The following is a 23,648-nucleotide window of genomic DNA, read 5'->3' as shown; positions in this document are numbered from 1 at the left end:
GTTCGCGCATTAAAACACCATGGGATCTTTCCCTATAGCAGACTTATAAATTGGCTGTGAACGGCCTCTCTTTGCTTTTATTTTATTCTGGCTATTTTAATTTTACATCCTTGCTATTAATTGATTCCTGGACACATAAAAATCCACGGAGGTTGGCGGTGAAAAACTCTATCCTGTCGATTACCTATCTGCGGGCAGTTGCCTGTATGCTGGTTGTCGTCTGTCATGCGGAAAGTTTTGCAGGAAAATTAAGTACGGGCTTTTTTTCCGGCTTATTTGGCTATGGGGGGGCTATTGGAAAACTGGGCGTCTATCTGTTCTTTATGATCAGTGGCTACCTGATGGCCTGCGTACACTGGGAGGACTTCGGCCAGGGTAAGATGGGGCTGTTTGTCAAAAAACGGCTGGTACGGATCTTACCGATGTATTACTTATTTACGCTGGCCACTATTATGGCCTGGGTCGTTAATCCGGGTTGGTTCCCGGCAACGGTATTAACCCCGCTGGATGATATTCTGTCGCTGTTATTTATACCGTCAGTATATATAAAAGAGCTGGGCACGCTGACCCCGGTATTATCCGTAGGCTGGACATTGTGTTATGAAATGCTGTTCTACCTGATCTTTGCTATTGGCATGATGTTCCGCCGCCGCAGTGGGATGACCTTTATTTTCCTCACTATTTTCGTCTTAATAGCGCTGGGCGCATCCGGTCATTCGCAACAGCCTTATTTCCAGTTTTATACCGACAATATCATGCTCTACTTCCTCAGCGGCATTGCCTGCTTTATGCTGCAAAAACGTCTGCGTCAGCGCTATGCCCACAGCGCCCTGTCGCTGACGCTGATTGTCGCGCTGCTGGCGGTTTCCACGCTGTGGTTACAGGGCTTCCTGCAGTTACTGGTTCTGACGCTCGCTTTCTTTATGCTGACCGGCCTGGAGTTTGCCTCACAGCGACAGACAAGCCTGACGCGGCTGATGACCGGCATTGGCCTGGCATCGTATTCCATCTATCTCTGCCACCGCCTGTTTATGGGGGCGCTGGAGAAGGTGTTGCACGTCCTGCTGCCTTCGGCCAGTACCGCCACGCAGTATCTGGCGATGCTGGTGTTAACGGCAGCGTCGGCGGTGGTCGGCTATCTGATTTACTGGCTGATTGAAAAACGCGCCACCCTGGCCTTGCGCTTTAAGGCCAGCTAGCACGGAAACCCCTGTGGCCGGATAATCCGGCCACAGGGGTTGCTTATCGCCCTACCCGTCGCTGACTGTTAAACAACGCCACCGCACTGAACACCGCCAGCAGCATCAGATAGTAGCTGGGGGCCAGGCTGGAGCCGGTCATGCTGATCAGCAGCGTACAGATCAGCGGCGCGAAACCGCCAAAAATCGTCACCGCCACGTTATAGCTGATCGCCATGCCGCTGGCCCGCGTACTCATCGGGAACAGATCGGCCATCATCGACGGCACGGTTGAGAAGTAAACCGACTTCAACAGCGCCATCCAGCCCACCAGCAGGATCAGCGTGGTCGGTGTGGTGTTATTGGCCACCATTCTGAAGGCCGGATAGATGGTCAGCGCCAGCAGGATAAGCGATCCCCACATCAGCGGCACACGCCCCACTTTTTCCGCCCACAGCCCCATCAGCGGCGTGACCACCGTCAAAATGATCCCGGCCACCAGCGTCGCGGTAAAGGCGGCTGAACCCGGGAGATGCAGGGTTTTCGTCGCATAGGTGGGCACATAGTTCAGCATGTAGTTCACGCCCGTCGAGATCACCATCAACCCCATCGCCAGCAGCAGCAGCGTTTTCTGCCGACCCATCAAATCCTTCAGCGGCGCGTGGGATTTCGGCTGGGCGACGAAGCTGGCAGGCTCATGGACATGGCGGCGAATATATAAGCCAACCGGGCCAATCAGCAGGCCAAAGGCAAAGGGAATGCGCCATCCCCAGTCCTGGATCTGCGCTTCCGTCAGCCACGCGGTCAGGCCGAGGCCAAACGCCGAGGCCATCAGCGTGCTGGCCCCCTGGGTAGCAAACTGCCAGCTGGCGATAAATGCCCGGCGCTGCGGAAAATGTTCCACCAGGAAGGCCGTCGAGCTGCCGAACTCTCCCCCGGCTGAGAACCCCTGGATCAGGCGTGCCAGCAGGATTAATACCGGTGCCAGCAGGCCGATGCTGGCGTAGGACGGCATCACGGTAATCATCAGTCCACCCAGCATCATCAGGGTGATCGACATCAGCAGCGCTTTTTTGCGCCCCACCCGGTCCGCATAGGCTCCGAGCACCACGGCACCCAGCGGACGGATCAGGAAGGAGACGCCAAAACTGCCGAAGGTCAGCAGCAGCGACACCGACGTGTCCTGCGTTGGGAAAAACGCATGGGCAATATAGCTGGCGAAAAAGCCGTAAACGGCAATATCAAACCACTCCAGCGCATTACCAATGCAGGTAGCAAACAGGGTTTTATACAGGTTCGGGGTTACCGCCTGCTGTGGCTGAATAATCTGGCTCACTGGCCTTCCCCCTGTGCGCGGTGCGCACGGTGACGGGCGAGCAGCGTAGTACCCTGCTCGCCTAAATCCCAAAACAGTCGGGTCATGATCTGTAATCCTTCCCGGGCGATGGACTTGAGCATATGTTCGTCAACCGCGTGCTGCCCGCAGGCCGGATAGGAGTGCGGGATCCACAGCGTTGGCAGGCCGAGGGTGTGAGCAAAAACATCATTCGGCAGCGAGCCGCCCAGGTTCGGCAGCAGCGCCGGTTTTTTCCCGCTGGTACTGGCGATGACCGCCAGCGCCCAGTCAACCAGCGGATCGCGCGGGTCCAGCCGCGTGGCTGGCGAACCGCGCAGTACCTCGACTGCGACCTGCGGGAAACCGTGAGCATCGAGGTGTTTACGCAGGTGCGTGGCAATATTTTCCCAGTCGGTCCCCACCACAAACCGCAGCTGGCATACCGCCGTGGCACTGCCGGGAATGGCGTTCATCGGTCGGGCTGGATTGCCGGTCAGCATGGAGAGCACCTCCAGCGTGTTCCAGCCGTAAAGGCGCTCGGTCGGCGTCAGCCCTGCTTCGCCCCAGTCAGGATCAATCTGCGGGCCATTTTCATCACCCACTTCGATATCGCTCAGGATGGATTTCACTGCCGCACTGATGGCGGGCGGCTTCAGCGCGTCCACCTGCAACTGCCCCTGCTGGCTGACCAGGCAGGCCAGCGCATTCGCCAGCTGAGTACCGGGGTTGGTCAGCAGTCCCCCCCAGTTGCCGGAGTGATAATCCCGGTCGCGGGCGTGGATGCTGAGGCGGAAGTTGACCGCCCCGCGTGAGCCGAGGAACAGCGTCGGGCGCACCGCGTTGAGGCGGGGGCCGTCAGAGGCAATAAAAATATCGGCCTTTAACCGCTCGCCGTGGTGCTGACACAGTTCCGCCAGGCCGGGCGAGCTGATCTCTTCGCCCATTTCAAACAGGAACTTGCAGTTAAAGCCCAGACGTCCGCCGCGTGCGGCCACCACCTGCTCCAGCGCAGCGATATTGACCGAATGCTGGCCTTTGTTGTCCGCGCTGCCCCGGGCGTACCAGCGGTCGCCCTCTTCGACCAGGGTCCACGGGGTCAGACCGCTGCGCCAGTTTTCATCGTCGCCAAACACCACGTCACCGTGGCCGTAGCACAGTACCGTCGGCAGCGCGGGGTCTTCAATACGGGTGGCCAGCAGAAACGGACGGCGCGGGGCCTGGACATTCTCAATCTGTTCGGTGGAAAAGCCCAGCGCCTGCATCGCCGGAACCATCTCCTCATCCAGATAGGCCTGGATCACCTGATCGCGATCCTCCCGCTGGCTCTCACTGCGCATCGCCACCCGGCGTGCCAGCACCCGTTTGAATTCGCCACTGTCGAAGTACGCCGTGGCCTGCGCTACCGCCTGTTCACCTGTCATTGTGTCTGTCCATTTTTATGATGTGTGTTTTTTGTCTTTGCCACTCCGTTTTAAGCTAGAATCCTGCCTTGCCACAATTATCAAATAATCAAACTGGCCTTGCCGTAAAAGCAACGCTCCGCTGCACGATAAGTGAACATGCACCCCCAGGAGGCAGACCGATGCACAGCAGTGAGATCCGCTATTTTCTTGCCGTCGCCAACAGCGGCTCGCTCAGTGCCGCCAGCCAGCAGCTGTTTGTGGCGGTTTCCGCCATCAGCCGGCAGATCCAGCGGCTGGAAGCGCGGGTCGGCGCGCCGCTGTTTGAGCGGCACGCGCGCGGGATGGTGCTGAATGATGCCGGGCAGATTTTCGAAAACCACGTGCGCAAGAGCATGATGGATATGGAGCATGCCATTGCGGAGATCAAAGGACTGAAGGCCATCCGGCGCACCGCACTGCGCGTCGCCTGTACCGACGGCATGGCATTCAGCCTGCTGCCGGTGCTGTTCACGCAGTTTCGTCTGCTGCACCCGGGCGTCAGCTTTCATCTGACGGTCGCCAGCGCGCTGGAGGTGGCGGAGATCATGCGCCGGGGCGAATGTGATGTGGCCTTTCAGTTCAGCCTGTACCCGGAGCGCGGGGTGGAAGTGGTCGCCGCCTGGCCCGCGCCGGTACTGCTGGTGATGCAGCAGGACCATCCGCTGGCAGAGCAGCAGGTGCAGCTCAGTGACCTGAACGCTTATCCGCTGGCGCTGCCGGATGCCGGGACCACGGTACGGCAGCTGTTCGACCTCTCCTGCCGCATGACCGGCACCTTTGTTGAACCGGCGCTGACCTGCAATAACTTCAGCACGCTGTATACCTTCCTGCTGCAGACCCCGGCGGCGATCACCATTTGCAGCCAGTTTACGGTGATGTACCAGGCGGTGGAGCATGGCCTGGTACTGAAGTCAGTGGGTGCCGACCAGCTCAGTCAGCGCTCGTTACAGGTACAGACCGCTATTGGCCGCAAGCCGGGCCCGGCGCTGTCGCTTTTTCTGGAATTTGTCCGGCAGGAATTAAAGCAAAAGGATGACAGCATCAGGGCGGTCTTCGCGTTTTGACAGGGCACGCGGCGGGCGGGAAAAGGTCGCCCCCGACGGGGGCAACCTGGGTTTTTTATTTCATCTCCACCTGATAGAAGATGTGTTTGCCAAACGGATCCACTTCGTATCCGGTTACCTCTTTACGCACCGGTTCGAAAATGGTCGAGTGCGCTATCATCACCGCCGGGGCCTGGTCATGCATGATCTGCTGCGCTTCGCGATACATCACGACGCGCTTGTCATGATCCTGCTCGGCGCGGGCGGCGGTGATCAGCTTATCAAACGGCGCATAGCACCACTTAGACGAGTTAGAACCGCCGTTAGCAGAGGTGCAGCTAAACAGCGGGCCGAAGAAGTTATCCGGGTCCCCTGTCGCCGTTGTCCAGCCCATCAGCGCGGCCTGGTGCTCGCCGTTTTTCACCCTTGAGAGATATTCGCCCCATTCGAAGCTGACGATGTTGGCTTTAATGCCCACCTTCGCCCAGTCCGCCTGGATCATCTCTGCCATACGACGCGCGTTCGGATTATAAGGACGCTGTACCGGCATCGCCCACAGATCGATGGTGGTACCCGGGGCGATGCCCGCCTCTTTCAGCAGTGCTTTGGCCTGTTCCGGGGCGTAATCATAGTCTTTCAGATCCTGATCCGCGCTCCACACGCCCGGCGGTAGCAGGTTTTTGGCCGCCGTACCGGTGCCCTGGAATACCGCTTCAATAATCGCGGGCTTGTTAATGGCCATGCTCAGCGCCTGGCGCACTTTGACGTTGTTAAGCGGGGCTTTCTGGGTGTTAAACGCCAGGAAACCGGTATTCAGCCCGGCCTTATGCATCATGGTGATATTGGGGTTGGCCTCAAGGCGCTTGAGATCGGCAGGATTCGGGAACGGCATCACCTGACATTCGTTCTTTTCCAGCTTGGCCGCACGCACCGAGGCATCCGGCGTGATGGTGAAGATCAGACGGTCGAGCTTCGCTTTCCCCTGCCAGTATCCCGGGAAGGCGCGGAACAGAATGCGGGAATCTTTTTGATACTGGGCCAGTTCAAACGGCCCGGTGCCAATCGGTTCCCGGTCGACTTTTTCCGGCGTGCCGGCTTTCAGCATGGCATCGGCATATTCTGCCGAGAGGATCGAGGCAAAATACCAGCCCAGGTCGGCAAGGAACGGCGCTTCAGCATGAGCCAGGGTAAAGCGCACGGTGTGATCGTCGATTTTATCGATGCCTTTCAGCAGGGTACCAAACTCCAGGCTTTCAAAGTTGGTGTAGCTGCCGTTCGAGACCTTGTGATATGGGTTGGCCGGATCTTTCTGGCGCATAAACGAGAAGATCACATCGTCAGCGTTAAAATCTCGCGTCGGCGTGTAGTTTTTATTACTGTGGAACTTCACGCCCTTGCGCAGGTGGAAGGTGTAGACGGTGCCATCGGGGCTGATCTCCCAGCTTTCCGCCAGTGACGGGATCAGTGTGGTGGTACCGGGCGTAAAGTCGACCAGGCGGTTATAAACCGGTACCGCGCTGGCGTCGACGCTGGTGCCGGAGGTGTACAGCTGCGGGTTAAAGTTTTCTGGCGATCCCTCAGAGCAGAACACCAGCGTCTTCGCTGAAACCGCTGACGCGACGGTCAGCGCCAGAGCCGCCAGTACCGTGCGTAATACCGCTTTCTTCATCTCCATCCTCGCTTTTTATTTGACATTATCAGGGGGTGGTGCGTAAACCTGTAAATAACCCATTCATGAATAACATGATTTCGCACATTACCGAAATCATGCCGTCCGAGACAAATAAGGAAAGCTTATGACAGATTCACTGGCACGCCAGCTTACTCAACGTTTTTATCGCTATCTGGCCGTTACCAGCCAGAGTGATGCGGCGGCCACCGTCCTGCCCAGCACCCCGGAACAGCATGAGATGGCCAGGCTGCTGGCTGACGAACTGCGCCAGCTCGGCCTGCAGAAAGTGGTTATCGATGAGTTTGCTACGGTAACGGCGGTGAAACCCGGCAATCGCCCCGGTGCCCCATGTATCGGTTTTATCACCCATATTGATACCGTGGATGTCGGCCTCTCGCCGCATATTCACCCGCAGACCCTGCGCTTCGAGGGCGAAGATCTGTGCCTGAATGCAGAACAGGACATCTGGCTGCGCCAGGCGCAACACCCGGAGATCGCCGCTTATCATGGGCAGGACATTATTTTCAGCGATGGTACCAGCGTGCTGGGTGCCGACAATAAAGCCGCCGTGACGGTGGTGATGACGCTGATGGAAAATCTGAGCGATGCGCAGCCGCACGGCGATATTGTGGTGGCGTTTGTGCCGGATGAAGAGATCGGCCTGCGCGGCGCGAAAGCACTGGATCTGAAGACGCGCTTTGATGTGGACTTTGCTTATACCATCGACTGCTGCGAACTGGGCGAAGTGGTGTATGAGAACTTCAATGCCGCCGCCGCTGAGATCATCCTGACGGGCGTTACCGCCCACCCGATGTCAGGCAAAGGCGTGCTGGTGAACCCGCTGCTGATGGCCTGGGACTTTATCGGCCACTTTGATCGCCAGCAGACGCCGGAACATACTGCCGGACGTGAAGGTTACACCTGGTTTAATGATATGCAGGCCAACGCCAGCGAAACGCGCCTGAAGGCCTCGATTCGTGATTTCGATCTCGCAAGCTTTGAGCAACGTAAACAGCAGATGCATCAGGTGGCGGAAATCATTCGCCAGGCGTATCCAACAGGCAAGGTGGAGGTCAGTATTTCGGATACCTACAGCAATATCAGCAACGCGATTGGCGCCGATAAACGCCCGATTGACCTGATTTTTGCCGCGATGAAACAGCTGGATATTGAACCGAAGGTGATCCCGATGCGCGGCGGCACGGATGGTGCAGCGCTGTCTGCAAAAGGGTTATTAACGCCGAACTTCTTTACTGGCGCGCATAATTTCCACTCAAAGTTTGAGTTCCTGCCGATCCCGTCCTTTGTGAAGTCTTACCAGCTGGCTGAGAAAATCTGCCTGCTGGCAGCGGAGTAATTTCTAGTGGGCTTACCGGGAAATACGACCTTCCGTGGGGCTGAAGGATCCCCTTTTTTTGTGGCTGACAGTTTGGCTTCAGGTCTGAGGCCAGTTTGAGCACGCCGGATCGGCAAAGTCCGCATCCCTGCGGGCCTCGGCACGCGACGTCCTGTCGCGTGACGTCCGGCTTACCTCAAACTGGCCCCATCCCCGCAGCACGGTTGCACGCTGTCGGTTTTAAAACCGGCAACCCGATGTGCCGTCAACAACCGGTGCGTCGGTGAACGAAGCTGACGAAGGGATTCGCTGCAAGTGTGCGATGTGCCTGACGCAAGCCCTCGACCGCTCAGCCCACTTCGGGTGAAAGCGAAACACCCTTGACGTTGACCTGCACCCGCGAGTACGCCTCACTCCTCATAAACATACACACGCAGACGATGCCCGTCCGGGTCGCAGGCGGTAAAGGTATATCCGAAATCCAGCGTTGCTGGTGGGTCGAGGATCTCAACGCCCCACGCCTGCCATTGGCTGAAGAGACTATCCACCTCTTGACGACTTTCGGCAGTAAACACAATCTCCGACTGGCTGGCGCCGGCACTGATCGGTGGCGTCACTCCTGATGTAACCCACAACCCGAGACGACCGCCGGAAGGCAGGATAAACATGGCAAAGGTGGGTGAAAATTCGACGGCATCGACGTTCAGTATCCGCTGGTAAAAAGCGGCGCTGTTAGCCGGGCTGGCAACATACAGAATGGTGAAATCAAGTGCTTTCATTTGGGGTTTCCCGTTTAGTGGCTGGACGGGAACAGACTATGCGATGCGACTGACAGTTTTTGTCAGTAGCCAAATCCCTGAGCAGAAATATTATGGCGTTCCCGCCACTCTTTCAGCAGCTGTGTGCGGGCGCGTGGATACCGCTGCGCGGTGACCTGTAGGTGGGTGAAACGATCAAGGCGAAAATGGCGGTAATCATCGCGTGTTTCGCACCAGGCTACGAGCACCTGAACAGAGTCAAAAAAACCAATCGCAATGGGCCAGACTCTGCGCCGGGAGCTAACGTCTTTCAGATCAAGGTAGTCGATTTCTATGATGTTCTGCCGGCTGATAGCCTGACGTAATGCGCCAACGTCGATACTGATAGCCAACTCCGCCTTCGCCGGGCCAACCATCAGCGGGGATAGTTCCAACTGCGAACGCAGTTCGGGTGGCAAAACGGCGGCAATCTTGCTTAATGCGGAGTGCGCCGCCGCCGCGAGTTCATTATCGGTCCGGCGCGCAACCCAACGGGAACCGAGTACCAGCGCCGCAATTTCCGCGGTGTTAAACATTAACGGCGGCAGGGTAAACCCGGGTCTTAAAACATAGCCCAATCCAGGTTCACCCACGATATCCGCCCCTTGTTGCTGCAAAGTGGCAATATCACGGTAAAGCGTTCGCGTACTGACACGCAATTCGCTGGCAAGTTGTTCAGCCGTAATGGGGAAACGGTGGTTACGCAAAAGTTGCAGCAGATCGAGCAGACGTTGAGCACGTGACATAGTGGTTATCGGCGATTCGGGGAAGATGTCAGGGACGGCCAGCAGGGCTGGCCGCCGGAGTGGCGAAACGTTATTTCACCGCCACATCAATACCAGGGAAGAACTTCGCGGCCAGTTTGGTGACGGTACCATCGTTTTGTATCTTAACGATAGCGGCATCCAGCGCTGCTTTCAATTTGGCATCGTCTTTACGCAGACCAAAACCAATGCCGACACCCAGTACCACCGGATCTTCCACGGCCTTACCGGCAAAGCTAAATGCTTTACCCTGCGGTTTTTCCAGGAAGCCAGACTGACCAGCAGCCGACATCACCAGGGTTCCGTCCAGGCGTCCCGCGACCATGTCGTTGTAAACCTGATTCTGATCCTGATACGGCGTCACCGTCACACCCTGCGGCTCCCAGTGTTTTTTCGCATAGGTCTCCTGCACGGAACCCTGCAAGACCCCGATGCTCTTGCCCTTCAGGCTCTCCACGGTAGGCAGCAGCCCCGACCCTTTTTTGGCAATCAGCATGTTGGGGATACGGTAAATAGGATTGGTGAAACCGATGCTTTTCATGCGGGCATCAGTGATGTTCATCGCCGAGTTGATGGCATCGAATTTCTTCGCGGCCAGCGCCGGGATCAGGGCATCAAAACTGCTTTCCACCCAGCTGCATTTGAAATTGCCCACCTGGCAAATCGCTTTGCCCAGTTCGATATCAAACCCTTCCAGCTCGCCTGAGGCGTTGCGGCTTTCAAAGGGCGGATACTGTGACTCCAGACCGTAGCGCAGCGTATCCTGCGCCAGCGCTGACACCGATGTCAGTAACCCGACTGCCACAAACAACGCATTCAGTTTTTTCATTCATTTACCCTCAAGGTGATGCTGTTAGCGAGGCTTGACCTGACAGAGTGCGCGTGCGCCTGCCTGCAAGGTGGCTTCGTCTTTTGCGAAAGAGAGACGGATCAATTTATTGTCTGTCCCATCGGTATAGAACGCTGACAGCGGAATAGTCGCCACGCCGTGATCAACGATCAGCCGTTTTACCATTTCACTGTCAGCCTCGTCACTGAAATCTGCGTAGCTGGCCAGCATAAAGAACGATCCCGCCGACGGCAGCAGCGTAAACGGTGAGTCTTGCAGCAGTCGGGCCATCTGGTCACGCTTACGCTGATAAAACTCGCCCAGCCCCAGGTAGTTAGCCGGTTGCTGCAGATAGTCGGCAAAGGCCACCTGCATAGGTGTATCGGCAGAGAACATCATAAACTGATGCACCTTCACCACCTCTTCCATCAGCTCTGACGGGGCCAGCAGGTAACCCACGCGCCAGCCGGTGACGTGAAAAGTTTTCCCAAAGGACGAGACAATGACACTGCGCTGCGCCAGCTCCGGATGGGTGGCCATGCCGTGATGCTGACGGCCGTCAAACAGGATATGTTCGTACACCTCATCCGACAATACGACGATATCGGTATGGCGCGTCAGCGCCGCCAGGCGGTTCAAATCCTCCGCCCCCAGCACCTGGGCGCTGGGGTTATGCGGCGTATTGATGATGATCATGCGGGTCTTCGGCGTAATAGCGGCCGCCACCTCATCCCAGTTAATGGCAAATTCCGGTACCTGCAATTTCAGGCCGACCGGGGTTGCGCCCTGCAAGCGCACGATCGGCGCGTAGCTGTCGAACGCGGGTTCAAAGAAGATCACTTCATCACCCGGGTGCACCAGCCCGGCGATAGCCGAATAGAGCCCTTCGCTGGCGCTGGCGGTGATCAGTACTTCGCTGGCGGCATCATATTTTTGCCCGTAAAGCGTGTCCACTTTGCTCGCCAGAATCTCTCTCAGCGCAGCCAGCCCGGTCATCGGAGCATACTGGTTATGACCCTGCTGCATGGCGCGGGTCACCCCGTCCACCAGCAGCGGATCGCATGGAAAGTTCGGTGCGCCCTGTGAGAGGTTAATGGCGTTGTGCCGCGCGGAAAGCTGGCCTATCACCGAAAAAATCGTGGTGCCAACATCCGGTAATTTAGAGCGCTGCTGTACCGCAGAAGGGATGGTCATAGAGACTCCGGTCGGGGGAGAGTAATGCTGCCAGTTCTACGTGGCGGCACTTGAGGCGACAAGCGAATTGTTGTCATAATAGCCATGACTTTTCCTCATTGCTCAGAGAACCCGATGCCCCAGCGCACGCTGCCGTTAAATGCTATCCATGCTTTTATCGTGACCGCCCGTCACCTTAATCTGACGCACGCCGCCGGCGAGCTGTGCATCACCCAGGGAGCGGTAAGCCGTAAAATCGCCGCGCTGGAGGCCTGGCTGGGGTTCTCGCTGTTTGACCGCCACGCGCGCGGCCTGCACCTGACGCCGCAGGGGGCAAGCCTGCTGCCCGCGCTGCAGAATGGGTACCAGCAGATGCACGATGCCGCACAGCAGGCCAGCAGGCAGCACACGACGATCCGACTGAAAGCACCCACCTGTGCCATGCGCTGGCTGGTACCCAAACTGGTGGCGCTGGAAAAAGCGCGCCCTGAGCTGCACGTGTCGCTGACCACCACGGTGGATCACCACAGTCAGTTAGCGCATTTTGATGCGGCCATCCTCTACGGCAGCAGCCCGCGCAACAGCATACTGCTGTTCGAAGAAGCGCTGACCCCGGTGATGGCACTGTCGCTGCAGCCCGAGAAGCCGACGATCGACACGCTGGCAGAGATGACGTTTTTGCATCCCACCGCCGACGGCCGCGACTGGCAGCTGTGGTTACAGGCGCAGCAGCGCACGCTGGTGATGAAGCGTAATCAGCATTTTTCCACGATGGATCTGGCAATTAGCGCGGCCATTCAGGGGTTTGGGGTGACGGTGGCCGATGTGACACTGATAGCCGAGGATATCGCCATGCGGCGCCTGGTCGCGCCCTTTGCGGGCAGTGTAAAAACGGGCGCGGTCTATAGCCTGATCCGTCGCCCGCCTTCAGTATCGCCACCGCTGCTGGATGAGCTGGTGGCGTGGTTAAGTCAGCAGCCTTAGAAAGAGACCCACTCGTCGGCCGCGCCGGCCTTCTTCCCACCCGGTGTTTTCAGCGGGCTTTTCAGCGCCGCCGGACGGGCAGCCGTATGTCCTGCAGGCGCACTGATGGCGGAAAGGCGGAATTTGGCCACCGACAGCGTCAGCTCTTCCGTCTGGCGTTCCAGCGCACTGGCCGCCGCCGAAACCTGTTCAACCAGCGAGGCGTTCTGCTGGGTGACGCTGTCCATTTCGGAAATCGCCGTTCCGACCTGGGAAATCCCCTTGCTCTGCTCTTCCGAGGCGGAGGCAATCTGCTTCATGATTTCCGTGACTTCAGCCACCGACTTTAAAATATCGTCCATGGTGCTGCCCGCTTCACCGACCAGCTTCGACCCCGTATCCACGCGGGAAACGGAGTCGGCAATCAGCGTTTCAATCTCTTTTGCCGCCCCGGCGCTGCGCTGCGCCAGGTTACGGACCTCGCTGGCGACCACGGCAAACCCCCGCCCCTGCTCCCCCGCACGCGCGGCTTCTACCGCCGCATTCAGCGCCAGAATATTGGTCTGGAAAGCGATGCTGTTAATCACCGTGGTGATTTCTGCAATTTTCTTCGAGCTTCCGGCAATGCCCTGCATGGTGCTGACCACTTCCCCGACCAGCTTGCCACCCTTACTGGCGGTCAGGGAGGCATTATCCGCCAGTGAACTGGCCTGACGGGCGTTATCCGCGTTGAATTTCACCGTGGCGGTCAGCTGCTCCATGCTGGCTGCCGTCTGCTCGAGGGCCGATGCCTGCTCTTCCGTACGCGAGGAGAGATCGTTATTCCCCGAAGAAATTTCTGCGGCACCGCGATGGATATTTTCAGTCCCGCTGCGGATCGAACTGACCGCATCGCGCAGGCTGTCCTGCATCGCCTGCAGCAGTGGTACCAGCTTCCCGACGCAGTTGCGGCCAAACTCGTTGACCGGCTGGGTCAGGTCACCATCGGCAATCACGCGGAAGTGTTCCCGTATGGTAGCCAGCGGACGCACCAGCATCACCACCAGGTAGCGGTCGGTAAACAGCAGGATCAGCAGTCCGGCAATCACCGCCATCACCAGTACGGCTTTGGTGGTGTGGGTCAGATGATCGACCGTAATGCGCGTGGCATCGAGTTTATCGGCGGCAGCGGTATTAAATTTCTCCACGCTGGCGCCAAAATCGCGGCTGAGCGCTGGCGTCACGCTGGCTGCGTGGCGACGATAGTCCTCCGGCGAACCCTGCTGTGCCAGACGGACCTGGGGTGTAACCCCCTCATCCAGCAGTTTCTGCCAGCTGGCAATCGCACTGGCGGCATACTGCGCATCCAGCGGGCCCGGTGACTGTTGTTTGAAATCGGCCAGCAGCGTGGTCATGTTATCCAGCGCTTTCTGTACCGAAGCCATGTCCTCCGGTTTTTTGGAATCTATGGCGCGGGAAAGGCGGGTGATAACGCGAAAATACTGGTCGTTACCTTTACTCAAGGTGCTCATCTGACCGACCAGATGGCGATCGACGGCATTGCCCTCACTCAACTGGTTCAGTGAATAAACGCTGTACAAACCCACAGCGCCCCAAAGCAGGCAGAAAATGCCCAAAATCCACAATAATACTGCGCGGATCGTATAATTTTTTAAGAATTTCATAGTGACTCCGTGACCTGGTGATACCGATTAAAATGTTGTTATCTGAGGGCAATCACCCTTAGTTATCGGCACCACGGCAGAGGAAACTCAAAAAAATAACACGACTTTTATTACAGCGTTTTTGTCCTTAGTATTGCTGGGGCGAATCATAACGTATTGCTATGACGTATATTTATAGCAGTTTAGGACAGCCTGAATACAGCAGAAAATATTAAGTATCAGGCTGGTAATGTGGCTCTATTCATGGCGCAGATGGACAAATGCCTTCATCAGCAGACGAAACACCTGCATTCTGCGTCGCATAAAGCGTTTTTCAATCGTGATCCCGGCCTGGCCGTTCTGACCGAAACGCAGGGTCATATCCTGCCGGGGACGCCAGGCAGGCCAGTCCGTTTCGCCGCTAATCTGTGGTGAAAACACCGTCGCTTCCCGGGCAAAGCGCAGCCAGTATTCGCTGACACGCCGGGAAAACGCCTGGTCTGCCGCAGTGAACGGGCGCTCGCCGTCGGTGGGTTCCATCTGCGCCAGGGTATTGAGGACATAAGGTATTTCATTGCCATGCCAGGTGCCATGCTGGTACAGGTCGCGGGCATGCTCTGAAACATAATCAAAGTAGTAGCGCCAGGCTGGGGTCCCCGTCCGGTGGTGGGCCAGCGCCGCAACATAGCCCAGGGTGGTAAAGGTCATGTCGCGGGCCACCTGTCGTCCGAGCTCCGCATCATCCCACACGTCGCGGTACAGCAGCTTGATCAGCCGCAGCGCCAGCGGGCGCTTCGCTCGCATATCGGCGATGACTTTTGCGGCATCCACGCCAAAAAAGGCCAGCACGCTCGCTTCATCGCTGTTGCTGCCGATCATCAGCGGTAGCCGCTGCTGCACGCCGGAAGCGAAGACGCTGAGCATAGGCTGCGGCAGAACGCAGTCACCGTGGATGGCCACCGGCCCCAGTGTCAGCGAGCGTGCCAGCGGCCAGAAAGCATCCGCAGGCAGGGCGCGAAGCTGCTCCGCGCTGGCATCCTGCAGATCGAAATGACGGGCCAGCGCCTCGCCTTTTTGCAGGGCTTCTGCCCGGGAGACGTCCGGGACGCTGTAGGCGCTCTGTGCGATGCCCTTGTGGAACAGCCCTTTTGCCATCGGCGAAGCAAACAGGGACAGTACGCTGCGTGCGCCGCTGGATTCGCCCATCAGTGTGACATTTTTTGGATTACCGCCAAAGGCCCGAATATTGCGCTGTATCCACTGCAGGGCGGCGATCTGATCCAACAGCGCAAAGTTATTCACCACCTCGCCATCCGCGTACTCGCGATCCAGTGCAGGGTGCGCAAAGAACCCCAGATGCCCCAGACGGTAGTTAAGCGTTACGACCACTGCGCCGCGCGCCGCCAGCGGTGCCCCCAGGTAGGGTGTTAACCCGCCGGACCCGACGGTATAGCCTCCGCCGTGGATCCATACCATGACCGGCAGCGGCGTAGCCGGTTCAGCGTCCGGCGTCCAGACGTTCAGATACAGGCAATCCTCGCTGAAGCCGCCGGGGTCTCCCCCGCCTACCGCCAGACAATATTCCAGGCTCTGCCAGCTGGCGGGCCCCCACGTCATGGCCTCTTTTTCTCCCTCCCAGGGGGTGACCGGTTTTGGGGCTTTCCAGCGCTGTTCGCCCAACGGTGGAGCGGCATAAGGGATCCCCTTAAAGACGAAGACGTTCTCCTCCCTCTTCCCGCGCAGGCAGCCTTCTGCCGTCATAATCCGTAATGTTTGTTCGTTTTTCATGGGGGCTTCCGTGTGATATCCGCGGTAATTATTTGCAGACTAAGAGAGAAAGTCCATCATGGCGTGTGATTTGCAGATTATGCTGATACAAGCACCGCCTGCACGGGTGCGATGATCGCCAGCCGCTGGCGGCAGCCTTCCGCTTTGAACTGCAAGGATCACATTATGTTTACCGCAATAAATAATGGTTTTTCCCGCCTCTGCGATCGCCCGGACCTGGGCCGGCTGCTACTGCGCGTGTCTCTCGGTGTCCTGCTGCTGTTTCATGGCGTGTTCAAGGTTGAGCATGGCGTTGGCTGGATCGCCCGCCTGCTGCATGCCCACGGTGTGCCCGGCTTTGTAGCCTATGGCGCTTACATTGGGGAAGTGCTGGCCCCTGCGATGATCATCATCGGGCTGATGACCCGCCCGGCGGCGTTTATCATTGCGGTGAACCTGGTGGTGGCGACGCTGCTGGTGAAAACCGGCGCGGTGTGGGATCGCACCGGGGTCGGTGCCTGGGCACTGGAAGGGGAAGCACTCTACTTCTTTGGCGCGCTGGCCGTGATGTTCCTCGGCGCTGGCCGCTTTACGCTGGTCAGTAACAGTAGTCTGCAATAGGACGGGTTGACCGGAAAAAAGGTCAGCCACTGACTCTGAAGGGGGCGACTTTTTTCGGTCGCCCCTGACGGACAGGATGATCTGCGCTGATGACTCTTCAGCTTACCCGCTGGTAGCCGTAACGGTATTTAGCTACCAGCATCAGCGTGGTCAGCACGGCCGGGATGGCCAGGAAGGAGAAAACATCGGTGATATTCCAGCCAAGCGACAGCATTTGCGCCCCGGCAAATGCGCTGAGGATTGCACCAATGCGGCCCACGCCGTGCATCCAGCTGGAGCCGGTAGCCCGCGCATGGGTCGGATAGTAGCTGGCCGACAGCGCATTCATCCCGGTATTCGCCCCGTTAAGACAAAAACCACTGCAGAACGCCACGCCACCCAGCACCCAGACCTCCGCAGGGGCATAGCCGATACAGACCGTGGCTATCGCGCCGGTGAAATAGATCGCCGCCAGCGCCAGGTTGGCATTAAAACGGTCCATCATCCAGCCCGCAAACAGCGAACCCACCGTGCCGCCCGCCTGATACATAGCGGTGACCAGCGCGGCCTGCGTCACCGTCATGCCCACGTCTTTAACCAGCGACGGCAGCCACGAGCCAATCAGGTAAACCAGGAACAGCCCCATAAAATAGCTTCCCCACAGCATCAGGCTGCCAAACAGGTAACGCGGCGACACCACAATCCTGACGGCCCCTTCACTGCTCACGGCCTCACTACGGGTGAATACGCTGGTTTCATCCACCCGTCCCGGGTGCATTTTTTCCACGATCTGGCGGATTCGGGCAGCCGGGGCGTTACGGGCAATCATAAAGCGCACGGACTCGGGTAAACCGCGCAGCAGCAGCGGTACCAGCATCAGCGGCAACACGCCGCCCATGATCAGCACCGCGTGCCAGCCATAGTTCGGGATCAGCCATGAGGCGGCAAAGCCGCCGGTAGCCGCACCAAAGGTAAAGCCGCAGAACACGACGGTGATCAGAAATGCACGACGGCGTTCAGGGGAGTATTCCGCCACCAGCGTGCCAACGTTCGGCATCGCCGCCCCCAGGCCCAGCCCGGTGAGAAAGCGGAAAAGCATCATCTGGTCAATATTCTGCGAGAACGCTGTGGCCAGCGTCCACAAGCCAAAGAAAAAGACGCTGTTAATAATAATCACCCGGCGGCCAAAGCGGTCGGCCAGCGGCCCGGCGACCATGGCACCGAGCGCCAGGCCAATCAGTGCTGCGCTGATCACCGCACCGAGCTGATGATTGCTTACCCCCCAGGCGCTTTTCAGCGCTGGGGCAATAAAGCCCATCAGGGCGATATCCATACCATCCATGGCGACAACGGCAAAACTCAGGGCGATGATGCGTTTCTGATAACGGCTCAATGTGCCCTGATTAATCAACGTACGGATATCGATCGCTGCGGTACTGTCCACTTCGCGCTCCATCACAGGCAATAGCAACCCCTGGCGGATAACGATTAGCGCAAAGGTTGGTAGAAAAAGTGTCGGCTATCATAGCGGATTGTTATGGAATACTCCTGGGAAAATATGTCCGTATTGTGCAAAGAGGCCAGCCCCGCCAGCGTCACCTCACTAACCGGTTGTCACTCCCTGTTGGCAGAAGATCAATAACGGCCGCGCATAGTGTTCCACCGTTATCCGCACCAGAGGTAATAGATACGGCGTCAAAAGGGTGAAATGTTAATCAAATTTTGCAATAAGGTTAACAAATTGACGACTGAGAACTTGCCAGCCTGTCCGGGCCATTATTATTCTGCGGTATGGACAAAAAATATCAGTTTAATCAGCGTATTCGCCTGCGCCATCTCCATACCTTCGTTGCCGTTGCGCAACAGGGGACGCTGGGTCGCGCCGCCGAAACCCTGTCACTCAGCCAGCCCGCGCTGTCCAAAACCCTCAACGAGCTGGAAGAGCTGGCCGGCGTACGGCTGTTCGAACGCGGTCGTCTGGGCGCACAGCTCACCACGATGGGGGAGCAGTTCCTCACCCATGCAGTGCGGATTCTGGATGCGTTAAACCATGCCGGACAGTCGTTTACGCTGCCGCAGGAAAAATCGCCGGAAGTGATGCGGCTTGGGGTTCTCACCACCGTGGCGCTGGGCATGCTGCCGTCCATCCTCGACCGTTTTCATCAGCAGCAGCCGCAGGCCATTGTTCAGGTTGCGACCTTACATAACAATGTGCTGATTGCAGCGATTAAAGCCGGTGAGTTTGACGTCGGCATAGGCCGGATGGCCGATCCCGAACTGATGGCCGGCCTGACCTATGAACTGCTGTTTCTGGAGTCACTGCGTCTGGTAGTGCGGCCGGATCATCCGCTTTTAAGTGACAATGTCACGCTATCAAAAGCCCTCTCCTGGCCAGTAGTGATTTCCCCCGAAGGCACTGCGCCGCGCCGCATCGCCGAGGCGATGCTGAAAGAACAGGGCTGTACGCTGCCGGGCACGCTGGTGGAAACCTCTTCCACTTCCCTCGCCCGTCAGCTGGCGCTGCGTTACAACTATGTCTGGTTTGTGCCGTCAGGAGCAATCAAAGAGGACTTACTGCATCATTCGCTTGCCGCACTGCCGATCGCCTCGCACGGGCCGGGCGAAGCCATAGGCATTATGACCCGCTCTGGCGACCCACTGACCCTGAGTGCGGAGATACTGCTGGCCACCATCCGCAAATCACACGCCGGATAACCCTTAGCGGCTGCGTTTGGCATGGCGCTCACGATTTTCCTGGCGGGCCTGCTCGTTTTTACGCAGGCCCACATAACACGCCCCGCTACCGCCGTCCTTCGGCGTGGCGCAGCAAAAAGCCTGCACCTCCTCAAACTGCGGCAGCCAGCGCATCAGATAGCTGCGTATCACGTTGGCATGTGCGCGGTCGTCACGCCCTTTGCCATGAACGATCAGCAGATTCCTCAGCCCGTCCCGGGTTGCCTGCTGCATAAAAAGGTACAACGCCTGGCGGCACTGTTCGACAGAGTGGCGAAGTAGATTCAGGGTCGCCTCCGGGGGGTATTTCCCCTGAGAAAGCTTGTCCAGCACCCCCTGCTGGATCCCCTCTGCCCTGAATTCCAGCGGCACCGTCAACGGCACGATATCCAGCAGGCCGCTGGTCAGTGGGTTATCCCACTGCACATCAGCCGACACCGGCGTCTTCGACGTTGCGGGTTTCAGCCATAGCGTACTGGCACAGTCTTTCAGCGGCCTGACGTCTTCCATCGCTTGTTGAAACAGCGCCTGCTCATCAAGTTTGATAGCCATCATTTACCTCCTGATTACCGCGCCCCCGGGCGCAAAACGGGTTAGGTCGCAGGAATGAGTTTAGCAAAAAAGTCTCACCGATCACCCGATTACATCCCGTGACGCTATCAATAAGCCGGATTTATCGGTTTGAATAACTCAAAAGTGAAAACCGGCGTATTTCAGCCTAAATTCCTACGAATCATCCGATTGCGTGGTTAATTTTCACACAACCTTTACACCAATTTAATTAATTAATAACGTCCACATATTTATTGTGCCTAAAACTGCTCAGATGAGTTCCCTTGTGTGCGCGAAAAATGGTAAATTGATGTCAGTCAATTATCATCGAGCGTACATTATGATTCCGGAAAAGCGAATTATCACTAGACGCATACAATCAGGTGGCTGCGCCATTCACTGCCAGGATTGCAGCATCAGCCAGCTTTGTATTCCCTTCACGCTTAACGAGCATGAGCTGGACCAGCTTGATAACATCATCGAGCGTAAAAAGCCGATTCAAAAAGGGCAGACTCTGTTTAAAGCAGGTGACGAATTGCGATCTCTTTATGCGATTCGCTCCGGGACCATTAAAAGCTACACCATCACCGAACAGGGTGACGAGCAGATCACCGGCTTCCATCTGGCGGGCGACCTGGTGGGCTTTGATGCTATCAGCGGCAGTCAGCACCCCAGCTTTGCTCAGGCGCTGGAAACCGCCATGGTCTGCGAAATCCCGTTCGAAACGCTGGATGACCTGTCAGGCAAGATGCCCAGCCTGCGCCAGCAGATGATGCGTCTGATGAGCGGCGAGATCAAAGGCGACCAGGAAATGATCCTGCTGCTGTCGAAGAAAAATGCGGAAGAACGTCTGGCTGCCTTTATCTACGGCCTGTCACGTCGTTTTGGCCAGCGCGGCTTCTCTCAGCGAGAGTTTCGTCTGACCATGACCCGCGGAGACATCGGTAATTACCTGGGATTAACCGTTGAAACCATCAGCCGCCTGCTGGGCCGCTTCCAGAAAAGTGGCATGCTGGCAGTGAAAGGCAAATACATCACCATCGAAAATCATGAAATCCTCTCAGAGCTTGCGGGCCAGAGCCACACCGCCGCCTGATGTCTGCCGGGTCAATATTTCTTATTTTATTGATCCGGCAACGACTTTTTCCTTTCTTCCTGTAGAGCGATTGGGCTATCTTTAAACTGACACGCTCAGTGTAAGGAGAAACCGTTATGGCTCAGTATCAAAACATTCTGGTAGCAATCGATCCGCAACAGGACGACCAGCCCGCTCTTCGCCGCGCGGTCTATCTCAATCAACGTCTTGGCGGCAAGATCACCTGTTTCCTACCCATTTACGACTTCTCCTACGAGATGACCACGCTGTTATCGCCCGATGAGCGAGTGACCATGCGTAAAGGCGTCATCAGTCAACGTACCGAGTGGATCCGCGAACAGGCGCAGGCCTATCTCGCCGCCGGTGTGCAGATTGATGTTAAAGTGATCTGGCACAATCGCCCTTTCGAGGCGATCATCCAGGAGGTGCTGACCAACCAACATGATCTGGTGATTAAGATGGCACACCAGCACGACCGTCTGCAGGCGGTGGTGTTTACCCCGACCGACTGGCACCTGCTGCGTAAGTGTCCGTGTCCGGTATGGATGGTTAAAGATCAGGCCTGGCCGGAAGGCGGCAAGGCCGTGGTGGCGGTTAACCTCGCCAGCGAAGAGCCGCATCACGACCCGTTAAACAGCAAGCTGGTGAAAGAGACCCTGGCGCTGGCCGAGCGGGTCAATCATACGGAAGTCCATCTGGTCGGCGCGTACCCCGTGACGCCGATCAACATTGCTATTGAGCTGCCTGACTTTGATCCCAGCGTGTATAACGACGCTATACGTGGGCAGCATCTGGTCGCCATGAAAGCGCTGCGTCAGTCGTTCTCCATCGACGAAAAATTTACCCACGTTGAAAAAGGGCTGCCTGAAGAGGTCATCCCTGAACTGGCCGGCCATCTTGACGCCGGGGTGGTGGTGCTGGGTACCATTGGCCGTACAGGACTGTCGGCAGCATTTTTGGGCAATACGGCCGAACAGGTTATCGACCACCTGCGCTGCGACCTGCTGGCCATCAAGCCTGACGGGTTTGTCTCACCCGTTGAGCTTGACGACGACGAAGAGTATTAATTCCTCATACTGATGGGGCAAACCTGGCACACCGGTTTGCCCCCGCCCCCCTTCCCCTTTAAGCAGCAGCCGCTTCTGTTACCTCCTTTTTCAGGAACCACAGGATCAGGGCGGTCAGCAGTGACCCCGCCGTAATCGCCAGCAGATAGGCCGCCAGGTGAGTAACCACATTCGGAATAAACATCACAAAAATCCCGCCATGCGGCGCGCGTGAGGCGCAGCCCAGTGCCATCGACAGCGCGCCGGCCAGTCCAGAACCCGCGACGATGGCCGGGATCACCCGCAGCGGATCCGACACGGCGTAGGGAATGGCCCCTTCGGTGATAAATGACAGCCCAAGGATCCACGTCACCTTACCGGTTTCACGCTCGCTGCGGCTGAATTTTCCCCGGAAAAGGACGGTGGCGAGTGCAATCCCCAGCGGGGGGACCATCCCGGCCGCCATGCAGGCAGCTATCGGGCCGTAGATGCCGCTGGACATCAGCCCGATGGCAAACATGCAGACGGTTTTATTCAGCGGGCCCCCCATATCAAAGGCGACCATCATGCCAAACAGCAGGCCGAGCACGGCGGAGTTGGTCTGCCCCAGAGCATTGAGGAAGGCGGTCAGCCAGCCGAGCAGCAGCTTGATCGGCTCACCGATCAGCCAGACCATCAGCACCCCGGTGATCAGGACGCTAAACAACGGCACAATCAGGATAGGTTTCAGACCGGCGACAGCCTGCGGCAGGCGAATATGGCGAACGATTAACAGCGTCACATAGCCCGCCAGAAACCCGGCCAGCAGCGCGCCGAGAAAACCCGAACCGGTATGGATGGCCATCATTCCGCCCACCGCCCCGGAGACCATGCCCATTTTGCCGCTGATCGACTGGCTGATCCCAAGAGATAAAACCGGCAGCATCAGCGCAAAGGCCGATCCCCCGCCGATATCAGATAACATTTTTGCGACAGGGCTGAAATGCGCATCCCCCGGGGTGGCGGCAGTAATGCCGAAGGAGAAGCTGAGGGCGATCAGGATCCCCCCTGCGACGACAAACGGGATCATCAGATTGACCCCGGTGATCAGATGCACATAGAGCGTGGCGTACCAGCGAGTGCCACGCGCTATTGGTTCCTCCTCCCCGGCCGGTAAGGGAGCTTCCTGCCGGTGTGGGGCCAGCTCGCCGGCGGCAATGGCGGTCAGCAGGCCTTCGGCGTCTCTTGCCGCACGGGCAACCGGGACTTCAACTATGTTCTTGTGCTGAAAACGCGTCATATCGACTTTTTTATCAGCGGCGATGAGAACAATATCTGCGGCAGCAATATCATCCGGGCTGAGAATGTATTTGCTCTCAATGGCACCCTGCGTTTCAACCCGCAGGGACAGACCCAGTTTTCTGGCGGCTTTTTTCAAATTACTTTCGGCCAGATAAGTATGGGCCACCCCGGTAGGACAGGCGGTGATGGCAATAATATTCATGGGTATTCTCCGGTAACAATAAAATAACTCACGGTTCCGGCCGGAGTCTTATCTAACCAGAGGCGACGTGGGAAAACACTACCAAACCCTGTCCCGCAATCGGGACAAACCCTGTACTGCGACGCGGCAGCGGCTGATTATTCTCTGCGTGAACGTAAGGCAAAAAAACGTGGCGAAAACAGGCGCTGAACGGAC

General features: G+C 57.5%; 20 protein-coding genes. 8 read left to right on the top strand and 12 right to left on the bottom strand.

Going from position 1 to position 23,648, the window contains the following annotated elements:
* Positions 1 to 158: 158 nt before the first annotated feature.
* Positions 159 to 1,199: an acyltransferase family protein gene (locus ACZ3HG_RS02645; RefSeq protein ID WP_465331710.1), complete on the top strand. Its 1,041-nt coding sequence runs from the start codon at positions 159 to 161 to the stop codon at positions 1,197 to 1,199.
* A gap of 43 nt (positions 1,200 to 1,242) precedes the next feature.
* On the opposite strand, the gene ACZ3HG_RS02640 is transcribed toward ACZ3HG_RS02645, so the two are convergent.
* Positions 1,243 to 2,514, bottom strand: a complete 1,272-nt coding sequence (locus tag ACZ3HG_RS02640) for an MFS transporter (protein ID WP_465331709.1) — start codon at positions 2,512 to 2,514, stop codon at positions 1,243 to 1,245.
* Positions 2,511 to 3,935 (bottom strand): M20 family metallopeptidase, encoded by a 1,425-nt coding sequence (locus ACZ3HG_RS02635; RefSeq protein WP_465331707.1) that lies wholly within the window; start codon positions 3,933 to 3,935, stop codon positions 2,511 to 2,513. The genes ACZ3HG_RS02640 and ACZ3HG_RS02635 overlap by 4 nt, the downstream gene beginning before the upstream one ends.
* A 161-nt stretch (positions 3,936 to 4,096) precedes the next feature.
* Between ACZ3HG_RS02635 and ACZ3HG_RS02630 the strand changes: the two genes are divergently transcribed.
* Positions 4,097 to 5,020, top strand: a complete 924-nt coding sequence (locus ACZ3HG_RS02630; protein ID WP_465331705.1) for a LysR family transcriptional regulator — start codon at positions 4,097 to 4,099, stop codon at positions 5,018 to 5,020.
* Positions 5,021 to 5,075: 55 nt separating this feature from the next.
* Here the strand turns inward: ACZ3HG_RS02630 and ACZ3HG_RS02625 are convergent, their stop codons facing one another.
* A complete protein-coding gene (locus ACZ3HG_RS02625) occupies positions 5,076 to 6,668 on the bottom strand; it encodes an ABC transporter substrate-binding protein (RefSeq protein ID WP_191935934.1) in 1,593 nt (530 codons plus the stop codon).
* A gap of 127 nt (positions 6,669 to 6,795) precedes the next feature.
* On the opposite strand from ACZ3HG_RS02625, the gene pepT reads away from it, so the two are divergent.
* Positions 6,796 to 8,028, top strand: a complete 1,233-nt coding sequence (gene pepT / locus ACZ3HG_RS02620; protein ID WP_465331704.1) for a peptidase T — start codon at positions 6,796 to 6,798, stop codon at positions 8,026 to 8,028.
* 389 nt (positions 8,029 to 8,417) lie between these two features.
* Here pepT and ACZ3HG_RS02615 read toward each other — a convergent pair whose 3' ends face one another.
* The 4 genes from ACZ3HG_RS02615 to ACZ3HG_RS02600 form a co-directional block, all read right to left on the bottom strand.
* Positions 8,418 to 8,786, bottom strand: coding sequence for a VOC family protein (locus ACZ3HG_RS02615; protein ID WP_191932286.1), 369 nt, complete (start codon positions 8,784 to 8,786; stop codon positions 8,418 to 8,420).
* A 62-nt stretch (positions 8,787 to 8,848) separates the two neighbouring features.
* Positions 8,849 to 9,550, bottom strand: a complete 702-nt coding sequence (locus ACZ3HG_RS02610; protein ID WP_191932285.1) for a helix-turn-helix transcriptional regulator — start codon at positions 9,548 to 9,550, stop codon at positions 8,849 to 8,851.
* Between the two features lie 70 nt (positions 9,551 to 9,620).
* On the bottom strand, positions 9,621 to 10,397 hold the full coding sequence (locus ACZ3HG_RS02605) for a transporter substrate-binding domain-containing protein (RefSeq protein ID WP_191932284.1): 777 nt from the start codon (positions 10,395 to 10,397) through the stop codon (positions 9,621 to 9,623).
* A 24-nt stretch (positions 10,398 to 10,421) separates the two neighbouring features.
* Positions 10,422 to 11,591: a pyridoxal phosphate-dependent aminotransferase gene (locus ACZ3HG_RS02600; RefSeq protein ID WP_191932283.1), complete on the bottom strand. Its 1,170-nt coding sequence runs from the start codon at positions 11,589 to 11,591 to the stop codon at positions 10,422 to 10,424.
* A gap of 114 nt (positions 11,592 to 11,705) precedes the next feature.
* Here ACZ3HG_RS02600 and ACZ3HG_RS02595 point away from each other — a divergent pair, with 114 nt between their 5' ends.
* Positions 11,706 to 12,554: a LysR family transcriptional regulator gene (locus tag ACZ3HG_RS02595; protein ID WP_191935937.1), complete on the top strand. Its 849-nt coding sequence runs from the start codon at positions 11,706 to 11,708 to the stop codon at positions 12,552 to 12,554.
* Here ACZ3HG_RS02595 and ACZ3HG_RS02590 read toward each other — a convergent pair.
* Positions 12,551 to 14,197: a methyl-accepting chemotaxis protein gene (locus ACZ3HG_RS02590; protein WP_191932281.1), complete on the bottom strand. Its 1,647-nt coding sequence runs from the start codon at positions 14,195 to 14,197 to the stop codon at positions 12,551 to 12,553. The two genes, ACZ3HG_RS02595 and ACZ3HG_RS02590, sit on opposite strands and share 4 nt — an antisense overlap.
* Before the next feature lie 237 nt (positions 14,198 to 14,434).
* A complete protein-coding gene (locus tag ACZ3HG_RS02585) occupies positions 14,435 to 15,964 on the bottom strand; it encodes a carboxylesterase/lipase family protein (RefSeq protein WP_465331701.1) in 1,530 nt (509 codons plus the stop codon).
* A gap of 165 nt (positions 15,965 to 16,129) precedes the next feature.
* Between ACZ3HG_RS02585 and ACZ3HG_RS02580 the strand changes: the two genes are divergently transcribed.
* Positions 16,130 to 16,564 (top strand): DoxX family protein, encoded by a 435-nt coding sequence (locus ACZ3HG_RS02580; protein ID WP_191932279.1) that lies wholly within the window; start codon positions 16,130 to 16,132, stop codon positions 16,562 to 16,564.
* Between the two features lie 97 nt (positions 16,565 to 16,661).
* Here ACZ3HG_RS02580 and ACZ3HG_RS02575 read toward each other — a convergent pair whose 3' ends face one another.
* Positions 16,662 to 17,987, bottom strand: coding sequence for an MFS transporter (locus ACZ3HG_RS02575; RefSeq protein ID WP_191932278.1), 1,326 nt, complete (start codon positions 17,985 to 17,987; stop codon positions 16,662 to 16,664).
* A 347-nt stretch (positions 17,988 to 18,334) separates the two neighbouring features.
* On the opposite strand from ACZ3HG_RS02575, the gene ACZ3HG_RS02570 reads away from it, so the two are divergent.
* Positions 18,335 to 19,258 (top strand): LysR substrate-binding domain-containing protein, encoded by a 924-nt coding sequence (locus ACZ3HG_RS02570; protein ID WP_191932277.1) that lies wholly within the window; start codon positions 18,335 to 18,337, stop codon positions 19,256 to 19,258.
* Positions 19,259 to 19,261: 3 nt separating this feature from the next.
* On the opposite strand, the gene smrA is transcribed toward ACZ3HG_RS02570, so the two are convergent.
* Positions 19,262 to 19,822, bottom strand: coding sequence for a DNA endonuclease SmrA (gene smrA / locus ACZ3HG_RS02565; RefSeq protein ID WP_191933085.1), 561 nt, complete (start codon positions 19,820 to 19,822; stop codon positions 19,262 to 19,264).
* Positions 19,823 to 20,168: 346 nt separating this feature from the next.
* Between smrA and ACZ3HG_RS02560 the strand changes: the two genes are divergently transcribed.
* Together ACZ3HG_RS02560 and uspE are read left to right on the top strand one after the other, a co-directional pair.
* A complete protein-coding gene (locus tag ACZ3HG_RS02560) occupies positions 20,169 to 20,924 on the top strand; it encodes an FNR family transcription factor (RefSeq protein ID WP_062743357.1) in 756 nt (251 codons plus the stop codon).
* Positions 20,925 to 21,040: 116 nt separating this feature from the next.
* Positions 21,041 to 21,991, top strand: a complete 951-nt coding sequence (gene uspE / locus ACZ3HG_RS02555) for a universal stress protein UspE (RefSeq protein WP_465331698.1) — start codon at positions 21,041 to 21,043, stop codon at positions 21,989 to 21,991.
* Positions 21,992 to 22,049: 58 nt separating this feature from the next.
* Here uspE and ACZ3HG_RS02550 read toward each other — a convergent pair whose 3' ends face one another.
* Positions 22,050 to 23,453, bottom strand: coding sequence for a PTS fructose transporter subunit IIC (locus ACZ3HG_RS02550; protein ID WP_465331696.1), 1,404 nt, complete (start codon positions 23,451 to 23,453; stop codon positions 22,050 to 22,052).
* Between the last annotated feature and the right edge of the window lie 195 nt (positions 23,454 to 23,648).

This window comes from Erwinia sp. PME.40.26/001, assembly GCF_055556675.1.
This window is presented reverse-complemented; position numbering and strand designations above follow the sequence as displayed.